The 19,345-nt window shown below is 39.0% G+C and carries 16 protein-coding genes and 2 tRNA genes; 7 read left to right on the forward strand and 11 right to left on the reverse strand.

Annotated features, from left to right (window positions below; genetic code table 11):
• The first annotated feature begins 40 nt into the window (after positions 1–40).
• Both R3O62_RS15640 and R3O62_RS15645 read left to right on the forward strand, forming a co-directional pair.
• The gene (locus R3O62_RS15640; protein WP_317472748.1) at positions 41–352 is read left to right on the forward strand and encodes a hypothetical protein; all 312 of its coding nucleotides are present in this window, start codon (positions 41–43) and stop codon (positions 350–352) included.
• A gap of 649 nt (positions 353–1,001) precedes the next feature.
• Positions 1,002–2,033, forward strand: a complete 1,032-nt coding sequence (locus R3O62_RS15645; protein ID WP_032539294.1) for a DUF3871 family protein — start codon at positions 1,002–1,004, stop codon at positions 2,031–2,033.
• Positions 2,034–2,290: 257 nt separating this feature from the next.
• On the opposite strand, the gene R3O62_RS15650 is transcribed toward R3O62_RS15645, so the two are convergent.
• Entirely contained in the window at positions 2,291–3,286 is a 996-nt protein-coding gene (locus tag R3O62_RS15650; protein ID WP_050550176.1) for a phage/plasmid replication domain-containing protein, read from the reverse strand.
• A 315-nt stretch (positions 3,287–3,601) separates the two neighbouring features.
• Positions 3,602–3,674, reverse strand: a tRNA-Lys gene (locus tag R3O62_RS15655).
• 519 nt (positions 3,675–4,193) lie between these two features.
• Between R3O62_RS15655 and R3O62_RS15660 the strand changes: the two genes are divergently transcribed.
• The gene (locus R3O62_RS15660) at positions 4,194–5,336 is read left to right on the forward strand and encodes an OprO/OprP family phosphate-selective porin (RefSeq protein ID WP_165017173.1); all 1,143 of its coding nucleotides are present in this window, start codon (positions 4,194–4,196) and stop codon (positions 5,334–5,336) included.
• A 122-nt stretch (positions 5,337–5,458) separates the two neighbouring features.
• On the opposite strand, the gene R3O62_RS15665 is transcribed toward R3O62_RS15660, so the two are convergent.
• The 7 genes from R3O62_RS15665 to R3O62_RS15695 all read right to left on the reverse strand — a co-directional run bounded on the left by R3O62_RS15665 (position 5,459) and on the right by R3O62_RS15695 (position 12,894).
• On the reverse strand, positions 5,459–6,670 hold the full coding sequence (locus tag R3O62_RS15665) for an MFS transporter (protein ID WP_032530007.1): 1,212 nt from the start codon (positions 6,668–6,670) through the stop codon (positions 5,459–5,461).
• 261 nt (positions 6,671–6,931) lie between these two features.
• A tRNA-Lys gene (locus R3O62_RS15670) sits at positions 6,932–7,004 on the reverse strand.
• A gap of 88 nt (positions 7,005–7,092) precedes the next feature.
• Positions 7,093–7,896, reverse strand: a complete 804-nt coding sequence (locus R3O62_RS15675; RefSeq protein WP_005777763.1) for an MBL fold metallo-hydrolase — start codon at positions 7,894–7,896, stop codon at positions 7,093–7,095.
• A gap of 81 nt (positions 7,897–7,977) precedes the next feature.
• A complete protein-coding gene (locus R3O62_RS15680; RefSeq protein WP_032539292.1) occupies positions 7,978–9,366 on the reverse strand; it encodes an MFS transporter in 1,389 nt (462 codons plus the stop codon).
• Positions 9,367–9,514: 148 nt separating this feature from the next.
• Positions 9,515–10,921, reverse strand: a complete 1,407-nt coding sequence (uxaC, locus tag R3O62_RS15685) for a glucuronate isomerase (RefSeq protein ID WP_032539291.1) — start codon at positions 10,919–10,921, stop codon at positions 9,515–9,517.
• Between the two features lie 363 nt (positions 10,922–11,284).
• Positions 11,285–11,821, reverse strand: a complete 537-nt coding sequence (locus tag R3O62_RS15690; RefSeq protein WP_032539290.1) for an FHA domain-containing protein — start codon at positions 11,819–11,821, stop codon at positions 11,285–11,287.
• A gap of 11 nt (positions 11,822–11,832) precedes the next feature.
• Entirely contained in the window at positions 11,833–12,894 is a 1,062-nt protein-coding gene (locus R3O62_RS15695) for an SPOR domain-containing protein (RefSeq protein WP_032539289.1), read from the reverse strand.
• Between the two features lie 158 nt (positions 12,895–13,052).
• Here R3O62_RS15695 and rfbC point away from each other — a divergent pair, with 158 nt between their 5' ends.
• From rfbC to R3O62_RS15710, 3 genes are all read left to right on the forward strand, one after another.
• Positions 13,053–13,601, forward strand: coding sequence for a dTDP-4-dehydrorhamnose 3,5-epimerase (rfbC, locus tag R3O62_RS15700; RefSeq protein WP_022011013.1), 549 nt, complete (start codon positions 13,053–13,055; stop codon positions 13,599–13,601).
• Positions 13,602–13,624: 23 nt separating this feature from the next.
• Complete coding sequence (locus tag R3O62_RS15705; RefSeq protein ID WP_022011012.1) at positions 13,625–14,938, forward strand: UDP-glucose dehydrogenase family protein; 1,314 nt, start codon at positions 13,625–13,627, stop codon at positions 14,936–14,938.
• A gap of 138 nt (positions 14,939–15,076) precedes the next feature.
• On the forward strand, positions 15,077–15,880 hold the full coding sequence (locus R3O62_RS15710) for a DUF4738 domain-containing protein (protein WP_005777779.1): 804 nt from the start codon (positions 15,077–15,079) through the stop codon (positions 15,878–15,880).
• Positions 15,881–15,950: 70 nt separating this feature from the next.
• Here R3O62_RS15710 and R3O62_RS15715 read toward each other — a convergent pair whose 3' ends face one another.
• On the reverse strand, positions 15,951–17,207 hold the full coding sequence (locus R3O62_RS15715; protein ID WP_032539288.1) for a DEAD/DEAH box helicase: 1,257 nt from the start codon (positions 17,205–17,207) through the stop codon (positions 15,951–15,953).
• Between the two features lie 80 nt (positions 17,208–17,287).
• Positions 17,288–18,511, reverse strand: coding sequence for a phosphoserine phosphatase SerB (gene serB, locus R3O62_RS15720; protein WP_005777787.1), 1,224 nt, complete (start codon positions 18,509–18,511; stop codon positions 17,288–17,290).
• Positions 18,512–18,781: 270 nt separating this feature from the next.
• Between serB and R3O62_RS15725 the strand changes: the two genes are divergently transcribed.
• A complete protein-coding gene (locus R3O62_RS15725; RefSeq protein ID WP_005777789.1) occupies positions 18,782–19,291 on the forward strand; it encodes a thioredoxin family protein in 510 nt (169 codons plus the stop codon).
• Positions 19,292–19,345 lie beyond the last annotated feature (54 nt).

Below are 19,345 nucleotides of genomic sequence, written 5' to 3' on the forward strand. Positions count from 1 at the left end.
TTATTGATATATAGATGATTTATCTATATTTATTTGGAACTTGTTTTCATTTTATATATGTCTTTATGATTATTGGAAATATACTTCAAGCTCTGATGAAGATTTGCGTTCAGGTTCTTTCACTTTCAAAAGTAATGGTAGTTTAGTTTGGGATGACGGAGAAGAAACTTCATCTAATTGTTCTTATACCTTAAATGGTAGCAACCTGAAAATCATACTGAATCAGGATGATTATATTGAAGGTACGATAGCTATTTCTAAAAATCAGGCTACTTATAAATATACTTGGCATGATTACGCAGGGGAATGGGATGACGATACTGAATATATCATGACTTTAGTAAAGCAATAGAAAATAAAAGAAGCCGTGAGAAAGTCGTAATGGAATGCTCTGTTACGACTTTTTATTTTAGAGTAAGATTTTAAATTCATTCTACGAATTATCCTGAATGAATAAGGGGTAAAATATTACCCCCCCCTCATTAACAGACAGCCCATCTTGAAATGCGATTTTCTTATACCTATAAGCATAAGAAGCCTATCCTTTAATATCCCCCCGCACTATTCGCTTTTAAAATTTTAATCCTCACCCTTCCTAAAATTAATCTTGGCAAGACGATTCAAATTAACAGGCTTTTAACAAAAATTCCATTATGGTTTCTGCATATATCATTCATTTTCCTTCAATACCACAACACTATTTATCAGGCTATTTTCTGTGAAATAACACAAGATAGAAAAAGACTAACGATAGCTGAAAAGCCCCGATACTTCAAGCATTGGTTATTAACCTGATTTTAAGAGAATGAAGCGATGAAAAAGCACTACTTTACTTTTTCATCGCTATACCTGATGAATTAATTCTCCCAATCCGTTCCAATATACTCCCAAGTCCACTTTATAACCCTGTCTATATTCAGATAGGAACAATATACGGACGAGATACCGTTTAGCATACTTTCTATCCGTAAACCAATCAATAACCATTAATATTTATCAACATGGAAGCAGTAACCATTTTGCCGAATACGGCACAGCAAGAACCGAGAAAGACCTTAGGGCTAAACAGCTACGCAGACGATGCAGAAATCCTCTTAGACGAGCCGAAAACCGTCAAGAAGACAAATCACTTTATCGAAGCGAACACCTCGGAAATCGACCTGAAATCTCTTAAATCGGAATGTATCATTCCCGTCTTTGCGAAGGACAACGAACTCACAATTTCACACCCTGCATTCATTGAAACCGCCTATGATGCAGCCACTTCCTTCTTCAATGGAGAACGCATAGAGACGCCAGCTATTCGGGTTTCTCATGTGGTGAAAGGAAGAATACCCGAAGCGATACACAAGCCCGCAAATCAACTCTTAGAAAGCGACAAGACCATTTATTATGAACGGTGTGCATTCGCCATTGATGTTCCTACAATATTCGAGACAGTAGGTGGCAACAAACTGAATCTCTCCATTGTAGGGGTGCGTGCGTACAATCGTGAAAACCTGTACAGTAGAAAGACATTGGAACGGTTCAGCGTAGCTATCGGCTTTGTGAATCAAGTGTGCTGCAATATGTGCGTGTTCACTGACGGCTACCGTTCTCAAATAGAGGTCAGCAGTACAAAAGACTTGTACCGTGCTTTATTGGAATTGTTTAACCAGTACAACCCTGCAAAGCATCTGCATCTGATGCAGTCTCTTGGTAATACAGTGATGACCGAACACCACTTTGCTACCTTGTTGGGAAGAATGCGGCTGTATCAGTGCTTGCCACAAGGCTATCAAAAACGACTACCAAGAATGCTGCTGACCGATACGCAGATAAACTCCGTAGCAAGAGCATACATTAGTGACGAGAATTTCGGTAGCTTCGGTAGCGAACTGGATATGTGGCGGTTCTACAACCTTCTGACTGGAGCTAACAAGTCAAGCTATATCGACAGCTTCTTAGACAGAAGTCTGAACGCTACTGAAATAGCGGTAGGAATAAGCAGCGCATTACATGGTGATGAACGATATAAGTGGTTCATTGATTGATGAACTCGATTGGGAGGAAAGAGAGGGCATCCGTTGTGATGTCCTTTCTTTTAATCCTAATACTGATATGAAGTTCTGTTATGCAATCAGGCTGTTACTTGAACAAATTAGACAGGATTGAAGATGTATGTAAATAAAGAAAAGAAAGGATGATATGACATGAAAATTCACATCATATCACCCTTCCAAACAGATAGAGAACTAAGTAATTGAAGTCCTCTGAAATAAAGGAAACTTTCGCTTACTATAGAAGTTCTTTAAAAACCGTACATTTTCCTCATCAGTTCAAATGCTGCATCCAGTTCTTCAATATGACCGCTTTTCTGAATGAAGGATTGGTCGACACTGTTAGCCTCACTAATCACAGACCGTAGATAGTCAACCTGTCTAGAACTAATCCGTCCAGTCTTCTGTTGTTCGCTTATCATCTTCTCCAAGGGAACACATCCTTGCACCTTCAAGATGTATGCAACCAAAAAAACACGGGCGTCCTTTTTGCCTTTTACAACTCGCAGGTCTAACTGCACATCATTGACCTTCTCTATTTTCTTGTACCGTCCATAGAGCATCTTTACAAGATTGGTAAAGAAAGTCTCATTCAGCAACATATCAACTAAAACGGTTTCAGTTCCAAAGCGTCGTTTCCAGTCCTGCTTCCCATAGGAAAACCTTAATTCGATACGCAGTATATTTCCATTGAAACCACAATCGAAAAATTCTCTTTTACGCTTCATCTCTTTAAGCTTGTCATATACATGCAAGAGAGTTTTAGACTGTCTGTAATAAAGAGAATCAGGTTCTTCCAGCCTATCATGCCTACTCAAACTCCCAAGTCGATTAAGATACTCCTTAGGGTTTTGAGATACGATAGCATTGTAGGCAACGTCAATCCGCATCACACGAGCCAACCTTAAAGGTAAACACAACTTTTGCGAAAGAAAATCAATCGCTTGACGTGTTTCCTCCATGCTAAGACCTTGAACGTTGTTTCCTTTCAAATACTTGCATAGACTACCCATGATAACAATCTTTTCAGGATAGACAGTGATGCGGAGGTTTTCAACTGTTCCACAAATTTTCATATCATCAGAACCATAAGGAAGCGTTTTCAGACTTCCTGTGTCTAAATGTTGCGGAACACTTCTTTGAAAAGAAACATCGCTTTGCTGCTGATACAGCACCATAATTACGGTATCATACGACACCATGTTCAGAACAGATTTATTCAATCCGTTTTCAATAATTTTTTCCATAAAATGGAGGTTTGAAATTAATCGAAAATCTCCTTCACAGAATCCGTGAAAGTTTACTGAACATCTGCCATACACGCATACGCTTTACGTAGCATGGCTACTTCTGAAGAATCTAAGAAAGAGAAAATAAACCCTCACTAATAAGGCGTGAATCCTCTCTCATTGAAGCTTGCAAGCGTTTTCAAGGTATCCAAACCATATCCATAGCGGTAAGGGTTTGGCTTACTCTTAAACAAGAAATCCTCTCATCAACCCCTATTAGAGGGGTAAATAGAGGGGTAATTCTTATAACTTACTGGTTTTCAATACCATTTGTACACCCTCAGGGACTCGAACCCTGGACCCATTGATTAAGAGTCAATTGCTCTACCAGCTGAGCTAAGAGTGCATGTTATCAAGCGTTCTTGATTTCGGGTGCAAAGGTAAACCTTTATTTTTAAACTGCAAATGTTTGAAGGAATTTTTTCGTCTAAAGAATGTCTTTTATTCTGTCTAATGAAACACTTGTATCTTTTTAAGTATTCATTCATAAATAATCATACATGATAAATTGTCTCATTTACAATAATCTATATTAGACCAAGAAGCGTCGAATTAAGATTTAGTAAAGAAAAAACATATTCCGGTCAAAGATTAAGTTTTAAAAAAGTTTTTTTAATCGCACATTAAAGCATTTTATATAGTACGATTTACGTAAACTATTATAATTCAACAGATAAATGTATAATACCTCTTATAATATATAATTTATAAAATTATCTGTATCTATTTAATTAGATTTATATTACAATCTTCTAATGAAAAAAAATCAATATATCAATAAATTATAAATATTCATTTCATCTATATTTCTTTTAATGTATTTTTGTATCCGAAATAAATAGCAAGGCTAAAAATCTAATAACAAATGAACTTATATCTAAAACACACTTTTTCCTACTTGTTGGGCATATCTTACGCTTTATTATCTTCGGCACAGCCCAACTCGGACAAACTACAATGTAAAGTGACAGGACGAATGCTTCTGGATGGAGGCGTATATCTTAAAAATGATAACCATTTTGGTAATGGAGTGGAATTTGGTGATCTTCGCATAGGCGCAAAAGTTGCTTATCAAAACTGGAATATGAAAGTTGAAATAGGCTATACGGGCAATAAAGCAGCAATCAAGGATGCTTACGCAATGTATACACAAAAAAAGCACACTATACAGGTTGGACAATTTTATGAACCCTTCAGCTTAGAAATGCTGTGTAGTACTTTCGACCTTCGCTTTAATCAATCTCCCGGAGTCGTTCTTGCCTTGACAAACAGTCGGCGAATGGGAGTCGCATATAGCTATAGAAGTAAACGTTACTATTTGTCGGGAGGGGCATTTACCGACAATGATGTCAATAATCTGAAAAATGTTTCACAAGGCTATGCGTTGGATGGCAGGATAGTATATCGACCGGTATTTGAAAATGAGAAGCTTATCCATATAGGGTTTGCAACAATCTATCGTACTCCTGACGGTTCATTGAATGAAGAAGACAAAAACGTATTTTCTTATAAATCTCCTGGAGTGAGCACGATTGACAACCGAAACATTGTTGCAGCCACTGTCGACCATGCGACACATCAGATAAAGTTTGGCACCGAATTATTGGTTTATTATCACCGTTTTTGTCTGCAAAGTGAATATATACGCACACATGTGAAGCGGGATGATGCATTTGAAAATTATGTAGCACAAGGTGGTTATCTTCAATGCTCTTGGCTTTTAGCCGGTCAGACTTATTTATATGACGAATCAGTCGCATGTCCCGGCCGGCCGAAAGGAAAAAGCCTGGAGCTCTGTTCCCGATTTAATTATCTAACACTTAATGACGGAAAAGCTGCTATCTGGGGAGGAGAACAAAAAGATATCTCCGTTGGACTTAATTATTACATTAATAAATACATCGGAGTAAAATTAAACTATAGCTATATGATACCCGGAGCTAATATAAAAGAGATAAGCAACCAAAACTTCAGCGTAGTTCAGGGAAGATTCCAATTCATTTTCTAATCAATAGTCTTTAATATATTCAGGTTATACTATATTTCATAAGATGCTCACTGTTTATCTCTTCACAACCCAAGAGATAAACAGTGAGCATAAACGGATGACTTATAATAAATAAATTCGTTCTACCTGCCTTTTCTTTCCAAATCCCTAACGGCTGGAATACACATCATCAAAACGGCGGTAAGCACAATTGCTATTCCGCAATAAATGAAAATATTGGCTATCCCCAGATTATCAGCAACAAATCCCGTAATAAACAACCCTATAATAGAGGGGAGTAAGCTCACGCTATCAAAAAGTGAAAATACCCGTCCTAAATATGCCGGTTCAAATTGAGTTTGAAGCAATGAAGTAAAAGGTCCGGAAAAGAACGGAACAACTATGCCCTGTGCTACTGTTAGTATGGCAAAATAGATAAAGCCTTCAGCCGGAAGCACTCCACAGAATGCCAACGCCAGACCGAGTAAAAAGTAAGAGGTGGCAATCAGCAGAATTTTCCGTATCTTAGGATTCCAAACACCCAGCAATGCACCACCGGCCAGCATGCCTGCACCGAAAAGGGCCTCTATCAAACTCACCTGATATGCCGTTCCCGAGAAATTCTTCAAGGTCATCAATGGCATCAAAGCTACCATAGGCATAACAAAAAATGTAACAAGAACTTCTGTTACCATAACCCAACTGACTCCTTTGTTGCGCATGATGACATTAAACCCATCTCGCATATCATAAAGCACATTCTTAGCAGAAGCATTTTCTTTTTTAGGATTAGGAATATACACAAAAAGTAAAGCTGTACAAGCTATTATGGCTCCAAATACATCCAAAAGCATAACAAGGCTCATGTCGAAGGCAAGCAGTAATATAGCCCCGAGAGCCGGTCCACCGATGTTACATACTGACTGAATCGCCTGATTGATACCTGCAATGCGCATAAGCTCTTTCTCGGGTGCCAGCAATGGCACAGACGATTTCATGGCAGGCGTATGAAATGCACCACCAACAGAGCGCAACATAAGCAAAAAATATATATGCCATAGCTCAACTGTATCAAGATAAAACAACAATGCAATTATACCGGAACAAAGGGCGACGAAGCTATCTGCTCCAATCATAGTCCACTTACGATTCCAACGATCGACAAATACACCGGCAAAAGGACCTAATACCGCCTGTGGCAATAGGGCAGCAATTGTTGCAAATGACAATACTTCTGCAGAACCAGTTTTAAGACTAATCCACAAAACAATAGAGAACTGGGCAATAGAACTACTTAGTATAGAGAATAGCTGCCCGGTCCATATAATAATAAACTTTTTCTTCCAATTATTCATATTAAAGTTGAAATAAGATAAAGAATGAGATCATTCCTCTGTTGCATTTATACAGGAGGAAAAGAAGAATGAGATATACCATTACGAGAAAAGGCATATCAAAATAAGGTGAAACCGTAGCTAAGCCAGTTCCAAATAATCGACAAGTATGTCAAACAGATAAGTTGTTTTCATCAATTTTATTCTTTGCGGCGACAAAGATAAGATAATATTTCAAAATGTCACAAAAACAAAAAGGAGATTATAAATAATCTCCTTTTGTACACCCTCAGGGACTCGAACCCTGGACCCATTGATTAAGAGTCAATTGCTCTACCAGCTGAGCTAAGAGTGCTTGTTTCTCGTTTGCGGTTGCAAAAGTAGGGCTTTTATTTCATATTGCAAAACAAATAGGGATCTTTTTTATTCTTTTTTTCTCACACTTACTCAAATTCATAGAGCTCTGATGGCGTATTTCTCTTTAAAGCAAGCAGTTGCACATCCTTCCCAACAATGACGCCTTTATTCTTTAATTTCCATTCAACCGTTTTATAAGCCAGTTCCGGATGATTATTATCTTTGCTCAGATGACAAAGCCAGATATAACGAAGATGTTCCGTGATATTCTCAGCAAGAAAGTCGGCAGTATCTACATTACTCATATGGCCTGTACTACTTGAAATACGTTCTTTCAGATATGTAGGATAAGGTCCCATACGAAGCATTTCTTCATCATAATTAGCTTCAAGAATCAAATAATGGGCTTTACAGATATATCGGGCAGCAGTCGGAGTAATCTCTCCCAAATCTGTTAGAAAAGAAAAGACTTTACCATCAACTTCTATACAATAACCCACATTGTCTGTTCCGTCATGTGGAACTTCAAAAGATTCAATGCGGAAGTCTTCCAATTGCATAGGCTCTTCTTTCTCCAGATAGCGTACAGAAGCATGCAATTTTTCTGTCATACAATAACTTTTATTAATCCCCGCATGTATACGTGCTGTGGTATATACCGGAATATTCAACTTCTCACCTAAATGCCCCACAGCTTTGATATGATCAGCATGATCATGCGTTATAAACACTGCGCGTATCGAATCCATCGTCACATTTATATCTCTCAACGTTTTTTTTATGGTACGAATTCCGATACCTGCATCAATGAGTATGCCGTATTTTTCGGTACCCAGATAATAACAGTTTCCGCTACTGCCACTTGCCAGGCTTATAAATCTAATCTTCATTATTATTCTCTTCTTTTAAATGCAAATTGCCGTCAACTTTTATGGCAAAGTGACGGCAAATATACATAAAAAAGAAAACAATCAGGTGTTAGCTTTCTTCTTTTTATCGATGAAATCGGTGATTTTTGCAAAAATAAGCAATGCAATTGCTGCAATCAAACCGATTGCTGCAAAGTAATACCAGATGTAATGAGCATTTACACTGGCGGCTTCCCAAGCTTCTCTGGATTCAAACAGGGCAGGATCCGGACAATACTTGGTCAGCAGCACCCCTGCGAGCCCAAAGCCAAAAATAGAAGACAAAAAAGAGTGAAGATGGCTAAAACCTAAGTACATGCCTTCTTCACCTTTAGGAGCTTGTAAAGAGAAATATTCCAGATAACGCGGAGAAATAAAGCATTCTGCCAAGCCTTGTACCACGATGCCGGCAATCATCATCAACGTAATATTACTCATTCCCGAGATAACTTCATTGCCCAAGAGATTACCACATGCCATCAACAGCGCTGATATCGGAATCAGAAACATACCAATATTCATCGAAGTGATAGCACTTCGTCTGGCCATCCAGCGAGTCACAAAGCTCACACAACAAACAACGACAAAAGGATTTACATTGGCAATCCACCCCGGTTTTGCAGTTTCACCAGCCATGCGAATAACATACTTAGGCATTGTAGCATAAAGCTGATGTTGTACCATCCAGAATCCCGTAATAATAAGGATTAAGATCAGCAAACGCCAATTAGTGACAATACGCAAGAAACCTTGTCCGATCTCACGCATACTCTTTCCTTCTCCTACGGTATGAGTCGATTTATACAAAAAGAAAACAGCCAACAAAGCGATGAGAGTCATGACTCCTGAGAAATAGTTAATATAGATATAAGCTTGGTCACCAATAACATTCCGTAGAGGATCGATAACCGTTTTACCGGTAAAGGCACCGATATTAACCATCATATAAAAAATAGAATATCCGCGTGCCCGAGTCGCTTCAGTTGTTTCCTTGGCAACAGAAGCTGAAATAACCGATTTAATAAATGCGCCGCCTATCATAATTATAAATAGAACCGGGACTATCAACCAACGGGAGGCACTATCCGTCAGTCCATCGAAATGAGTGCTTTCTCCATAAGTCACTAATCCGCCGCTTTCAAGTAACGTGGGTAATACTCCCAGGCCCAAGTATCCGGCTGTCAATAATGAAAAAGCAACAAGCATTGATTTGCGAAAACCGATTTTATCGGCATATGCTCCGGTAAAAATAGGAAGCAAGTATAATCCACCGGAAAAAAGGCCGGAAATCATACTTGCTTCAAAATCATTAAAACCTAAAATTGTAGATAGATAAATAGTGAGAACGATAAACACGGCATAGTAAGCCATGCGTTCAAACAGTTCGACTGTGTTGCTGACATAAAAGGCTCTTGTGAACCCTTTAGCAGCAGGCTGAGGGGAATTGTTCATTTATGTTTTTCTTTTTTTAATTGATAATCGAACGCAAAGATAAGATTTTTTGCCAATCCGACCAGCCACTCATGAAATAAAAGCCGGAAAAAGGCTTGGAGAACCAGTTTCCGACTTAATTTATTATAACAGTTAAATAAACAGGTAATTAAAACTGAAAAAAGTTTTTAGCATTAAAATAGCTGATATCTTTAACCATCTGACAGACACGGTCCATCTCAGATGCCGGTATTTCACCGCTTTCCACATCACGCCCCAATAGATTACACAATGTACGGCGGAAGTACTCATGACGAGGGTAGGAGAGGAAAGAACGAGAATCCGTCAGCATTCCTACAAAGCGACTCAACAATCCAAGTAAAGAAAGGGCGTTCAATTGTTTTTCCATTCCATCCTTCTGATCAAGAAACCACCACCCCGATCCAAACTGAATTTTTCCGGGGATACTGCCATCCTGAAAATTACCTATCATAGTAGCAATCATTTCATTTGCACAAGGATTCAGATTATATAGAATTGTTTTGGCCAGTCTACCTTTTGAATTCAGACGGTCCAGAAATTTACTCATTGCTTTAGCGGTCATAAACTCACCAATGGAATCAAACCCAGTATCAGGTCCCAGCAATTTAAACATCCGACTGTTGTTATTGCGAATTGCACCATAGTGAAATTGTTGTGTCCATCCCTTCTCCCAATCCATTTCACCCAGTATAATCAACATAGCCGATTTAAATTTCAGAACCTCCTCTTTTGTTAGTTCAGATCCACCATAAATTTTATTGAAAATAGCTTTAATCTCGCTATCCGTATACTCTTCAGCATAAAATTCTTCGATTCCATGATCAGACAGCTTACATCCCTGATCGGCAAAGTAATCGTGGCGTTTACGCAAGGCTGTTATCATATCGTCAAAATCAGAGATATCGACCTCACTTATTTCCGATAGTTTTTCAACATAAGCACGAAAGTCTGATGGTATTTCTACAGCCATCACTTTATCCGGCCGCCAAGTGGGTAACATCTTTATTTCAAATCCACTTTCACGTGTTTTAATGTGATACTCCAATGAATCGATAGGATCATCGGTCGTACAAACGACTTCCACATGATAGCGACGCATCATTCCACGGGCAGAATATTCTGGAGAAGCCAGTTTATCGTTACATTCATCATAAATTTCACGTGCTGTTTTGGGGTTCAATATTTTATCAATACCAAATGCTGTTTTCAATTCCAGATGAGTCCAGTGATATAAAGGATTACGTAAGGTATATGGAACTGTTTCCGCCCATTTCTCAAATTTTTCCCAATCTGATGTGTCTTTTCCTGTACAAAAACGCTCCTCCACACCATTTGAGCGCATGGCACGCCATTTATAATGATCACCACCGAGCCAGATTTCGGTTATAGATTTAAACTGGTAATCGTCCGCTACCATCTGGGGAACTAAATGACAGTGATAATCAATAATCGGCATCTTAGATGCATGTTCGTGATATAATTCCTGAGCCGTTTCTGTTTGCAGCAGGAAGTTCTTACCCATAAATTTTTTCATTTCTTTGTGTTTTTATTGTACAGAATAGTTATTTGTATTAAAGCCAAGGTATATTGTTGATTATAAATACAATATATTCTATTTATATTTCGATTTTATTTATCGTTATCGAACACAAAATTAAAAAAATTACTTAGAGATGCAAAGACAAACCAGATATTTATGAATTTAAACTTTAAAATAATATGGGAAAAACACTTTTTTAAAGGGAGGGGTAAGATATTAACTTCATAAAGGATAGAAAGTTAATATCTTGTTTGCAAGAAGTTAACTTCCTGCCTTTACGATATTAACTTCCTAAAAATATTGTTTTTCAGATCATTAGCATGAAAAGTATATCACTGTTCATACTCTATTGAGAATTCAGATTTCCTCTCTTTTTCTTGCAGAACGGAGAATAATAGTAGTAGCTCCAATAGTAATGATAGCTCCGTCTTCAATACGAATACGGTCTTTATCACCCAAAATTTCGTTCATAAGAAAAGTACCTGTCAGACTCGGGGCATCACGTAAAGTATAAACTAATTCCCCCTGCTTGTTACGTTTTACATTGATAATGCAGTGACGTCTGTCCATACTCATATCGCCGGTTTCAATCGGAGTATTGATATTTGTACCGATACATCGACGCCCAATGATGTTATCACCTTCCTGCAGGGGTAGGACTTGTTTGAAACCAAATACGTTCTCAATCACGACGATACAGCCATATCCTTCTTTATATACCTCCTCGTCCAACTTCTCTTCCTTACGGGAAGCTTTTATTTTGCTCTTTCCCAGTCGGATACTAAACTGTTTACCACAATGTTCACATACAAAAACCAATGATTGGCCTTCGCTATATTTGGTTTCATCAAAAGAAAGGTAATTTTCACACTTAGGGCAAAGAATTCTTTTCATTATAAAAATATTTATTTAGCCAGCATCCAGGCATTCTTATAAGCCTCGTTCTCTCTTAATTTCAACAATTGACGGTTAGCGTCTTCACGATTGGCACATGACATTATGCTAACACGAATTTTGCCGTCACCTGTCAATACACTGGCACCTGCATAACCTTTAGTTTTCAATTCGGCAGCCATTAACTCAGCATCCTTGGTATTAGCTACACTGGCTATGATTATATGATATGGAAAAGAAGCTTCTGTAACCTTTGCATCAGCTGTTTTCATTGGCTTTTCCGGATGGGCAACTTTTACTTCTTTTACTGCAACCGGTTTTGTTACAGACGCTTTATAGACAGTCGTCGTTTTCTTCTTTGTAGTTACCGGTTTAGCTTGTGGAGTAGCAACGTTTGCTTTCAGCATAACCGGAGTCATTGCTACCGATTGTTTTTCTATCTTCTCAAACAAATCAGTAGGAAGCAATCGAGCATAATTACCCTTTTCTACATATGTATTTTGGACAGGAGTAGACATTAGAAAAAACAATGTAACCGCAGCAATCATTGCTACTGCATTTCTTAAAAATGCCCAGTTTACGCTGATTTCACGATTTTTCTTTTCTTTAGGAATGAGCGGAAGAATTTTCTCTCTTTCCGGACGTCGTAAAGACGTTAACTCTTTTATCTCAAACGAATCGAGTCCGTAAAGATAAGGAGTAGTAATTTTATTGTCGTATGGAATAAACTCGTAAGTGTTATGAATAGTATAACGGATTTCTCCAATATTAGGTAAATCAGTTTTTCCTTCTTCATGGAGAACGGCAATAAGCTCTGCCACTTCTCTTTCCACCATTTTTGTGGCATCCGAGAAATTGGTATCATACACAGCCATATATGATTGCACTAATACTCCGTCATTCAACCTCAATTGGGGATTGAAACCGATAACACGGGTAGGAGGGAGAAATATATTTTCTTCAGCCACTCTCATAGCAGGAGCGTAGTGAGCGATAAATCCACCAAATCCGGGAATAATTACACAATCATTCTCCAATAATAATACTTCAATATGCTGTGCCAATTCAATCATGTGTGCAAAATTAACAGATTAATTCAAGATATGCCATAAAACTGCACATTTTATTATTAACAAATGCTAAACTCAACCTTCCTTTCTTATCTATCTATACCTGTCATATTAGAAAAAATGCCTACTTTTGCGCTACTTAATAATATCATTAGAAACGAATGAATTATATACAAACAGAAATAGATGGTGTGTGGATCATTGAACCGAAGATTTTTTCTGATCCGCGCGGATATTTCATGGAAGCATTTAAGCAGCAAGAGTTTGATGCTACTATCGGGCAGATAAATTTTATACAGGATAATGAATCCAAATCTTCATTCGGCACGTTGCGCGGACTCCATTATCAGAAAGGAGACTATTGCCAAGCTAAACTGGTACGCGTCATTAAAGGCGAAGTTTTGGATGTAGCTGTTGATTTAAGAAAATCGTCTCCCACGTTCGGAAAACATATCAGCGTATTGCTAAGTGATGACAATAAGCGCCAGCTTTTTATTCCTCGTGGTTTTGCTCATGGATTTCTGGTGAAAAGCGAAGAGGCCGTTTTTACTTATAAAGTAGATAATATATATGCTCCTCAGGCGGAAGCCTCCATAATATACAATGATCCGGCATTAGGCATCGACTGGCCTATTGCCGATTCACAACTCGTCATGTCGGAAAAAGACCGGCAGGCAGGAAATTTCCGAGCAGCAGAGTATTTTGAATAGAAACCCTCAATAATCAAAAGAATATGAAAATTGCAATTGTCGGAACCGGATACGTAGGTTTGGTCACAGGAACCTGTTTTGCAGAAATAGGTGTGGATGTCACTTGTGTTGACACGAACAACGAAAAAATAGAAGCACTTAAAAAAGGTATTATTCCCATTTATGAAAATGGGTTGGAAGAAATGGTTATCCGTAATACCAGAGCTGGAAGACTGAAGTTTACAACTTCATTGGAAAGCTGCCTGGATGATGTAGAAGTGGTGTTTTCCGCTGTTGGAACCCCTCCCGATGAAGACGGAAGTGCCGACTTGAGTTACGTACTTGCAGTAGCACGCACTATCGGACAGAACATGAAAAAATATAAACTGGTAGTTACCAAGAGTACCGTACCCGTAGGTACAGCCTGTAAAGTTCGTACTGCCATTCAGGAAGAACTGGACAAACGGGGAGCCAAAATAGAATTTGATGTGGCTTCGAATCCTGAATTCCTGAAAGAAGGTAATGCTGTTAATGATTTTATGAGTCCTGACCGTGTTGTCATTGGCGTCGAGTCGGAACGTGCAGAGAAACTAATGACCAAGCTTTACAAACCGTTTATGCTAAATAACTTTCGTGTGATATTCATGGACATTCCTTCTGCTGAGATGACTAAATATGCTGCCAACTCAATGTTAGCTACCCGGATCAGTTTCATGAACGACATTGCGAACTTGTGTGAATTGGTAGGGGCCGATGTCAATATGGTACGCAGTGGTATCGGTTCAGATACCCGTATCGGACGTAAATTCCTCTATCCGGGCATCGGTTATGGCGGATCATGTTTTCCAAAAGATGTAAAGGCTTTGATTAAAACGGCTGAACAGAATGGATATCAAATGCGGGTATTACGGGCTGTAGAGGATGTGAATGAAGCTCAAAAAAGCCTGTTATTCGATAAGTTAGTAAAACAGTTCAATGGAAACCTGAAAGGCAAAACCATTGCATTATGGGGACTGGCATTCAAACCCGAAACAGATGACATGCGTGAAGCACCTGCGCTGGTATTAATTGATAAGTTGCTTAAAGCAGGATGTCACGTACGTGCTTATGATCCGGCAGCAGCAGATGAGTGTAAAAGGCGGATCGGCGACTCCATATATTATGCACGCGACATGTACGATGCCGTTTTGGATGCCGATGCGCTGATGCTGGTTACCGAATGGAAAGAATTCCGTCTGCCTTCATGGGCTGTTGTGAGAAAGACAATGTCACAACAGGTAGTCATGGACGGTCGTAACATTTATGATAAAAAAGAAATGGAGGAACAAGGCTTTATTTACCACTGCATCGGTAAATAATATCCAATATCCATATCCTCAAAAAAGTAATAACGGAGCTGAAAAGTCAGGAGTTTTTTTGTAATCCCCGACTTACTTTTCAGCTCCTTTTTATATCTTTATCGATATAAATGAGTAATTTTGCACAAAATTAAACAGATGATAAAGTACATTGCAACATTGTTACTGATGGTCTTATTCGTAGCATGCAATAATGGCAAAGGACAACAGCCCTCTGAAGACAATGAAGACCCCAAAGCTAAAGAAATCCTCCAAGGCATTTGGCTTGATGATGAAACAGAAACTCCCCTGATGCGCATAATCGGAGATACTATATATTATGCCGACACTCAGAGCACTCCGGTTTACTTCAAGGTTTTAAAAGATACTCTTTATACATATGGCAAAGATATAACCCGATACCAGATTGACAAACAGAGTGAATACTCTTTTTGGTTTCATTCTCTGGCTGACAACATTGTCAAGTTGCATAAATCAGAAGATCCGAATGATACATTGGTCTTCTCTCGCAAATCTGCAGAAGTTATCCCAACTTATACGGAAGTTACTAAAAAAGATAGTGTAGTAATATACGATGGTGTCCGTTACAGAGCCTACGTATACATTAATCCGTCACAAATGAAAGTAGTGAAAACAACATATTCAGACGATGGTATCAGTATGGACAACATTTACTATGATAACGTGATGCATATATGTGTGTATGAAGGCAAAAAGAGTCTATATGCCAAAGATATCACCAAACAAATGTTTGTTGATGTGATTCCTGCGGACTTTTTGCAACAAGCCATTTTGTCCGATATGAATTTTACAGGAATTGATCGCACAGGTTATCATTACCAAGCCTTAGTTTGCATTCCGGAAAGTCCGGTATGCAATCTTGTGAATTTGACCATTAGCTTTAATGGACAATTGAATATAGCAGCTGCTAAATACAAATAAGCATCTGATTGTAAAAGATATCAAAGAGACATATTTTAGAAAAAAAGGGTAGGGGGCAGAAAGCGTACGCTTATTTTCTGCCCGATCTGGGTGATGCAGAGCGTCCCCCATTACTGTTTCTTCTACCTCCATTCCGAAAGTTTCTTCCTCCTCTTCCGCCACTATTATTCGAACGAGGGTTATATTGAGGTGCTTCTCCTAATTCTGAAGGTACAGGAATCTTATAAATTTCCTTCTCAAGAAAGTTCTCGATATTTTTAAAGTTTGTCTGTTCTTTTTCATTAACAAACGTAAGAGCGACTCCATCATTATTTGCACGCGCAGTACGTCCAATGCGGTGTACATAATCCTCACTGTCATGCGGTACGTCGAAATTGATGACTAAACGGATATCATCAATATCAATACCTCTGGATACGATGTCCGTAGCAACCAGAATATTAATACGTCCCGATTTGAACTCATGCATAATAAACTCACGTTGTGCCTGCTCAAGATCCGAATGCATCTCTCCGACATTCAATTTCATCATTTTCAAGGCTTTTGCAACCTCCTTTACCTTTAATTTGGAAGATGCAAAGATGATCACTCTTTCAGGAACTTCCTCCGCAAAGAGACTTCGTACAATGCCTAATTTCTGATTCTCGTAACAAACATAGGCAGCCTGAACGATTTTTTCAGCCGGTTTTGATACTGCCAGTTTGACCTCCGCCGGATTATTAAGAATAGTATTGGCCAATTGCTGTATCTTGGAGGGCATGGTAGCAGAAAACATAATGGTCTGACGTTCCTTAGGCAAGTATTTTACAATCTGCATTATATCTTCATAAAAGCCCATATCAAGCATGCGATCCGCTTCATCCAGAATAAAATAAGAAACTTGGGATAAATCAACGTAACCCAAACTCAGATGTGCAATCAAGCGTCCCGGTGTAGCTATAACCACATCAGCCCCGAGCATCAAGCCTTTCTTCTGTTGTTCGAAAAGTATCCCGTCATTTCCACCATAGACAGCTACACTTGAAACAGGCATAAAATAAGAAAATCCTTCCATTTGCTGGTCTATTTGCTGAGCCAGTTCACGAGTAGGGGACATGATCACACAGTTAATAGCATCCTCCGGGTGTCCGCCTTCGGACAATCTATTCAATATAGGCAACAAAAAGGCAGCCGTCTTTCCGGTTCCCGTTTGCGCTACTGCTATTAAATCTCTACCTTCAAGTATTACAGGAATCGCTTGTTCTTGTATGGGAGTACATTCCTCAAAACGCATAGCGTCGAGTGCTTCAAGTACATTGTCATTTAATTGTAATTCGGAAAACTTCATCGTTTCTTTTTATTTGCTCGCAAAGATAGAAAATTCACTACGTAGTACAAATTTTTCGGGTTCTTTTATTATTCCCACTCTTACATATTCAGATATGAGTCTTTAAAGCCCAGAAAATAGAGTACCCCATCAAGCCCAATTGTATTAATAGACTGCTTGGCATTGGCTACTACTTTAGGCTTTGCATGAAAGGCTATGCCAAGACCTGCAATCCCCAACATTGGCAAATCATTGGCTCCGTCACCCACAGCAATGGTTTGAGCAATATCCACTTTTTCTACCTGAGCAATCAGCCGGAGCAATTCCGCCTTGCGCTTTCCATCCACTACATCTCCCAGATAACGGCCTGTCAGTTTGCCATCGACTATTTCAAGTTCATTAGCATATACATAATCAACACCATATTTTTTCTGCAAGTATTGTCCGAAATAGGTAAAGCCTCCCGAAAGAATAGCAATTTTATAACCATATTTCTTCAGTACATACATCAGACGATCGACTCCTTCGGTAATTGGTAAACTCTCGGCAATCTCTTGCATAACAGACTCGTCCAGCCCCTTCAACAATGCAACCCGTTCGCGAAAGCTTTCCGTAAAGTCAATCTCCCCGCGCATGGCACGTTCGGTGATTGCTTTTACTTCGGCCCCTACACCTGCACGCATAGCCAACTCGTCAATCACTTCGGTTTCTATTAAGGTAGAATCCATATCAAAACAGATTAGACGACGCATACGACGATACATATTGTCGAGCTGGAAAGAGAAGTCCATTTCAAGTTCACTGGCCAACTTCATCAATTGTCCCTGCATAGCTTCTTTATCCCGGGGGGTACCACGAACTGAAAACTCAATGCAAGCACGAGTGTGCATTTTCCTTTCGTCCAATGGAATACGTCCGGTCAGACGTTTGATGGCATCAATATTCATGTCCTGTTCAGCTAAGATACGGGTTACCGCTGCAATCTGACGAGCAGTGAGCTTACGTCCCAACAAAGTAAGAATATAACGGTTCTTACCCTGCAGATTTACCCAGCTTTCGTATTCTTCCGCAGAAATTGGATAGAAACGAATAGTCACTCCCAAAGAAGATGCTTTGAAAAGTAACTCTTTCATCATAAATCCCGAAAGTTGCTCCTCAGTCATACAAAGAATACCCAACGAAAGAGTATTATGAATGTCTGCCTGACCAATATCCAAAATAGTAGCATCGTATTTTGCCAATATTTCTGTTACGGAAGCTGTGAGTCCCGGACGATCTTCACCGGTGATACGGATCAGAATTAGTTCTGTTTTTGATGGTTGCATAGCGGATTGTTCATTAAGTATCCTGCAAAAGTAGGAGAAAATTCCCAGTATTTATGCTAAATAACATAAAAAACTGCACCTAAAAAGTGAGAAATTTACTTGTTTATTTGGAAGTTGAAATAATATTTACTTACCTTTGCACCCGGTTTCTGAATTAAAGGCCTTGACAGTCAACAGATTCCTCTCTGTTGTGCCTAAAAAGACGATGTTTCGGGGAGAAACCACTGTTTAGAGGACAGTCCCGGATAGTATTAACTAAAACCGAATTACATGAGGCATGTAAAATGGATTTTTGTTGTATTACTAATTAGTTCCTTGACTTCTTTCGTAGAAAAAGACAAACCCACCGGAGGTTTGAACGTGGGTGACGTAGCCCCTGATTTCAGAATCGAAACTACGTCAGATGTACAGCACAATCTTGATTTAACCGATTTGAAAGGTAAATATGTGCTGCTTAGTTTCTGGGCAAGTTATGATGCGCAGTCCCGGATGCAAAACGCAAGTTTAAGCAATGCGCTTCGATCAACTTCTCAAGATGTGGAAATGGTTTCCGTTTCGTTTGACGAGTACCAGTCGGTATTTAAAGAAACCATTCGTAAGGACCAAATAGTTACGCCCACCTGTTTCGTGGAAACTAAAGGCGAAAGCTCCGGCTTGTTTAAGAAATACCGTTTGAACCGGGGTTTCACTAACTATTTATTGGATGGAAATGGTGTGATTATAGCCAAAAACATCTCTGCTGCAGAACTTTCTGCTTATGCAAACAAAATCAAAGGTTGATTTTAAGGCGTAAGAAGAGAGTGGGGGTTCCCTACAGGACTTCGGTCTTGGGAA

This window comes from Bacteroides hominis (genome assembly GCF_033042785.2).
GTDB lineage: Bacteria > Bacteroidota > Bacteroidia > Bacteroidales > Bacteroidaceae > Bacteroides > Bacteroides hominis.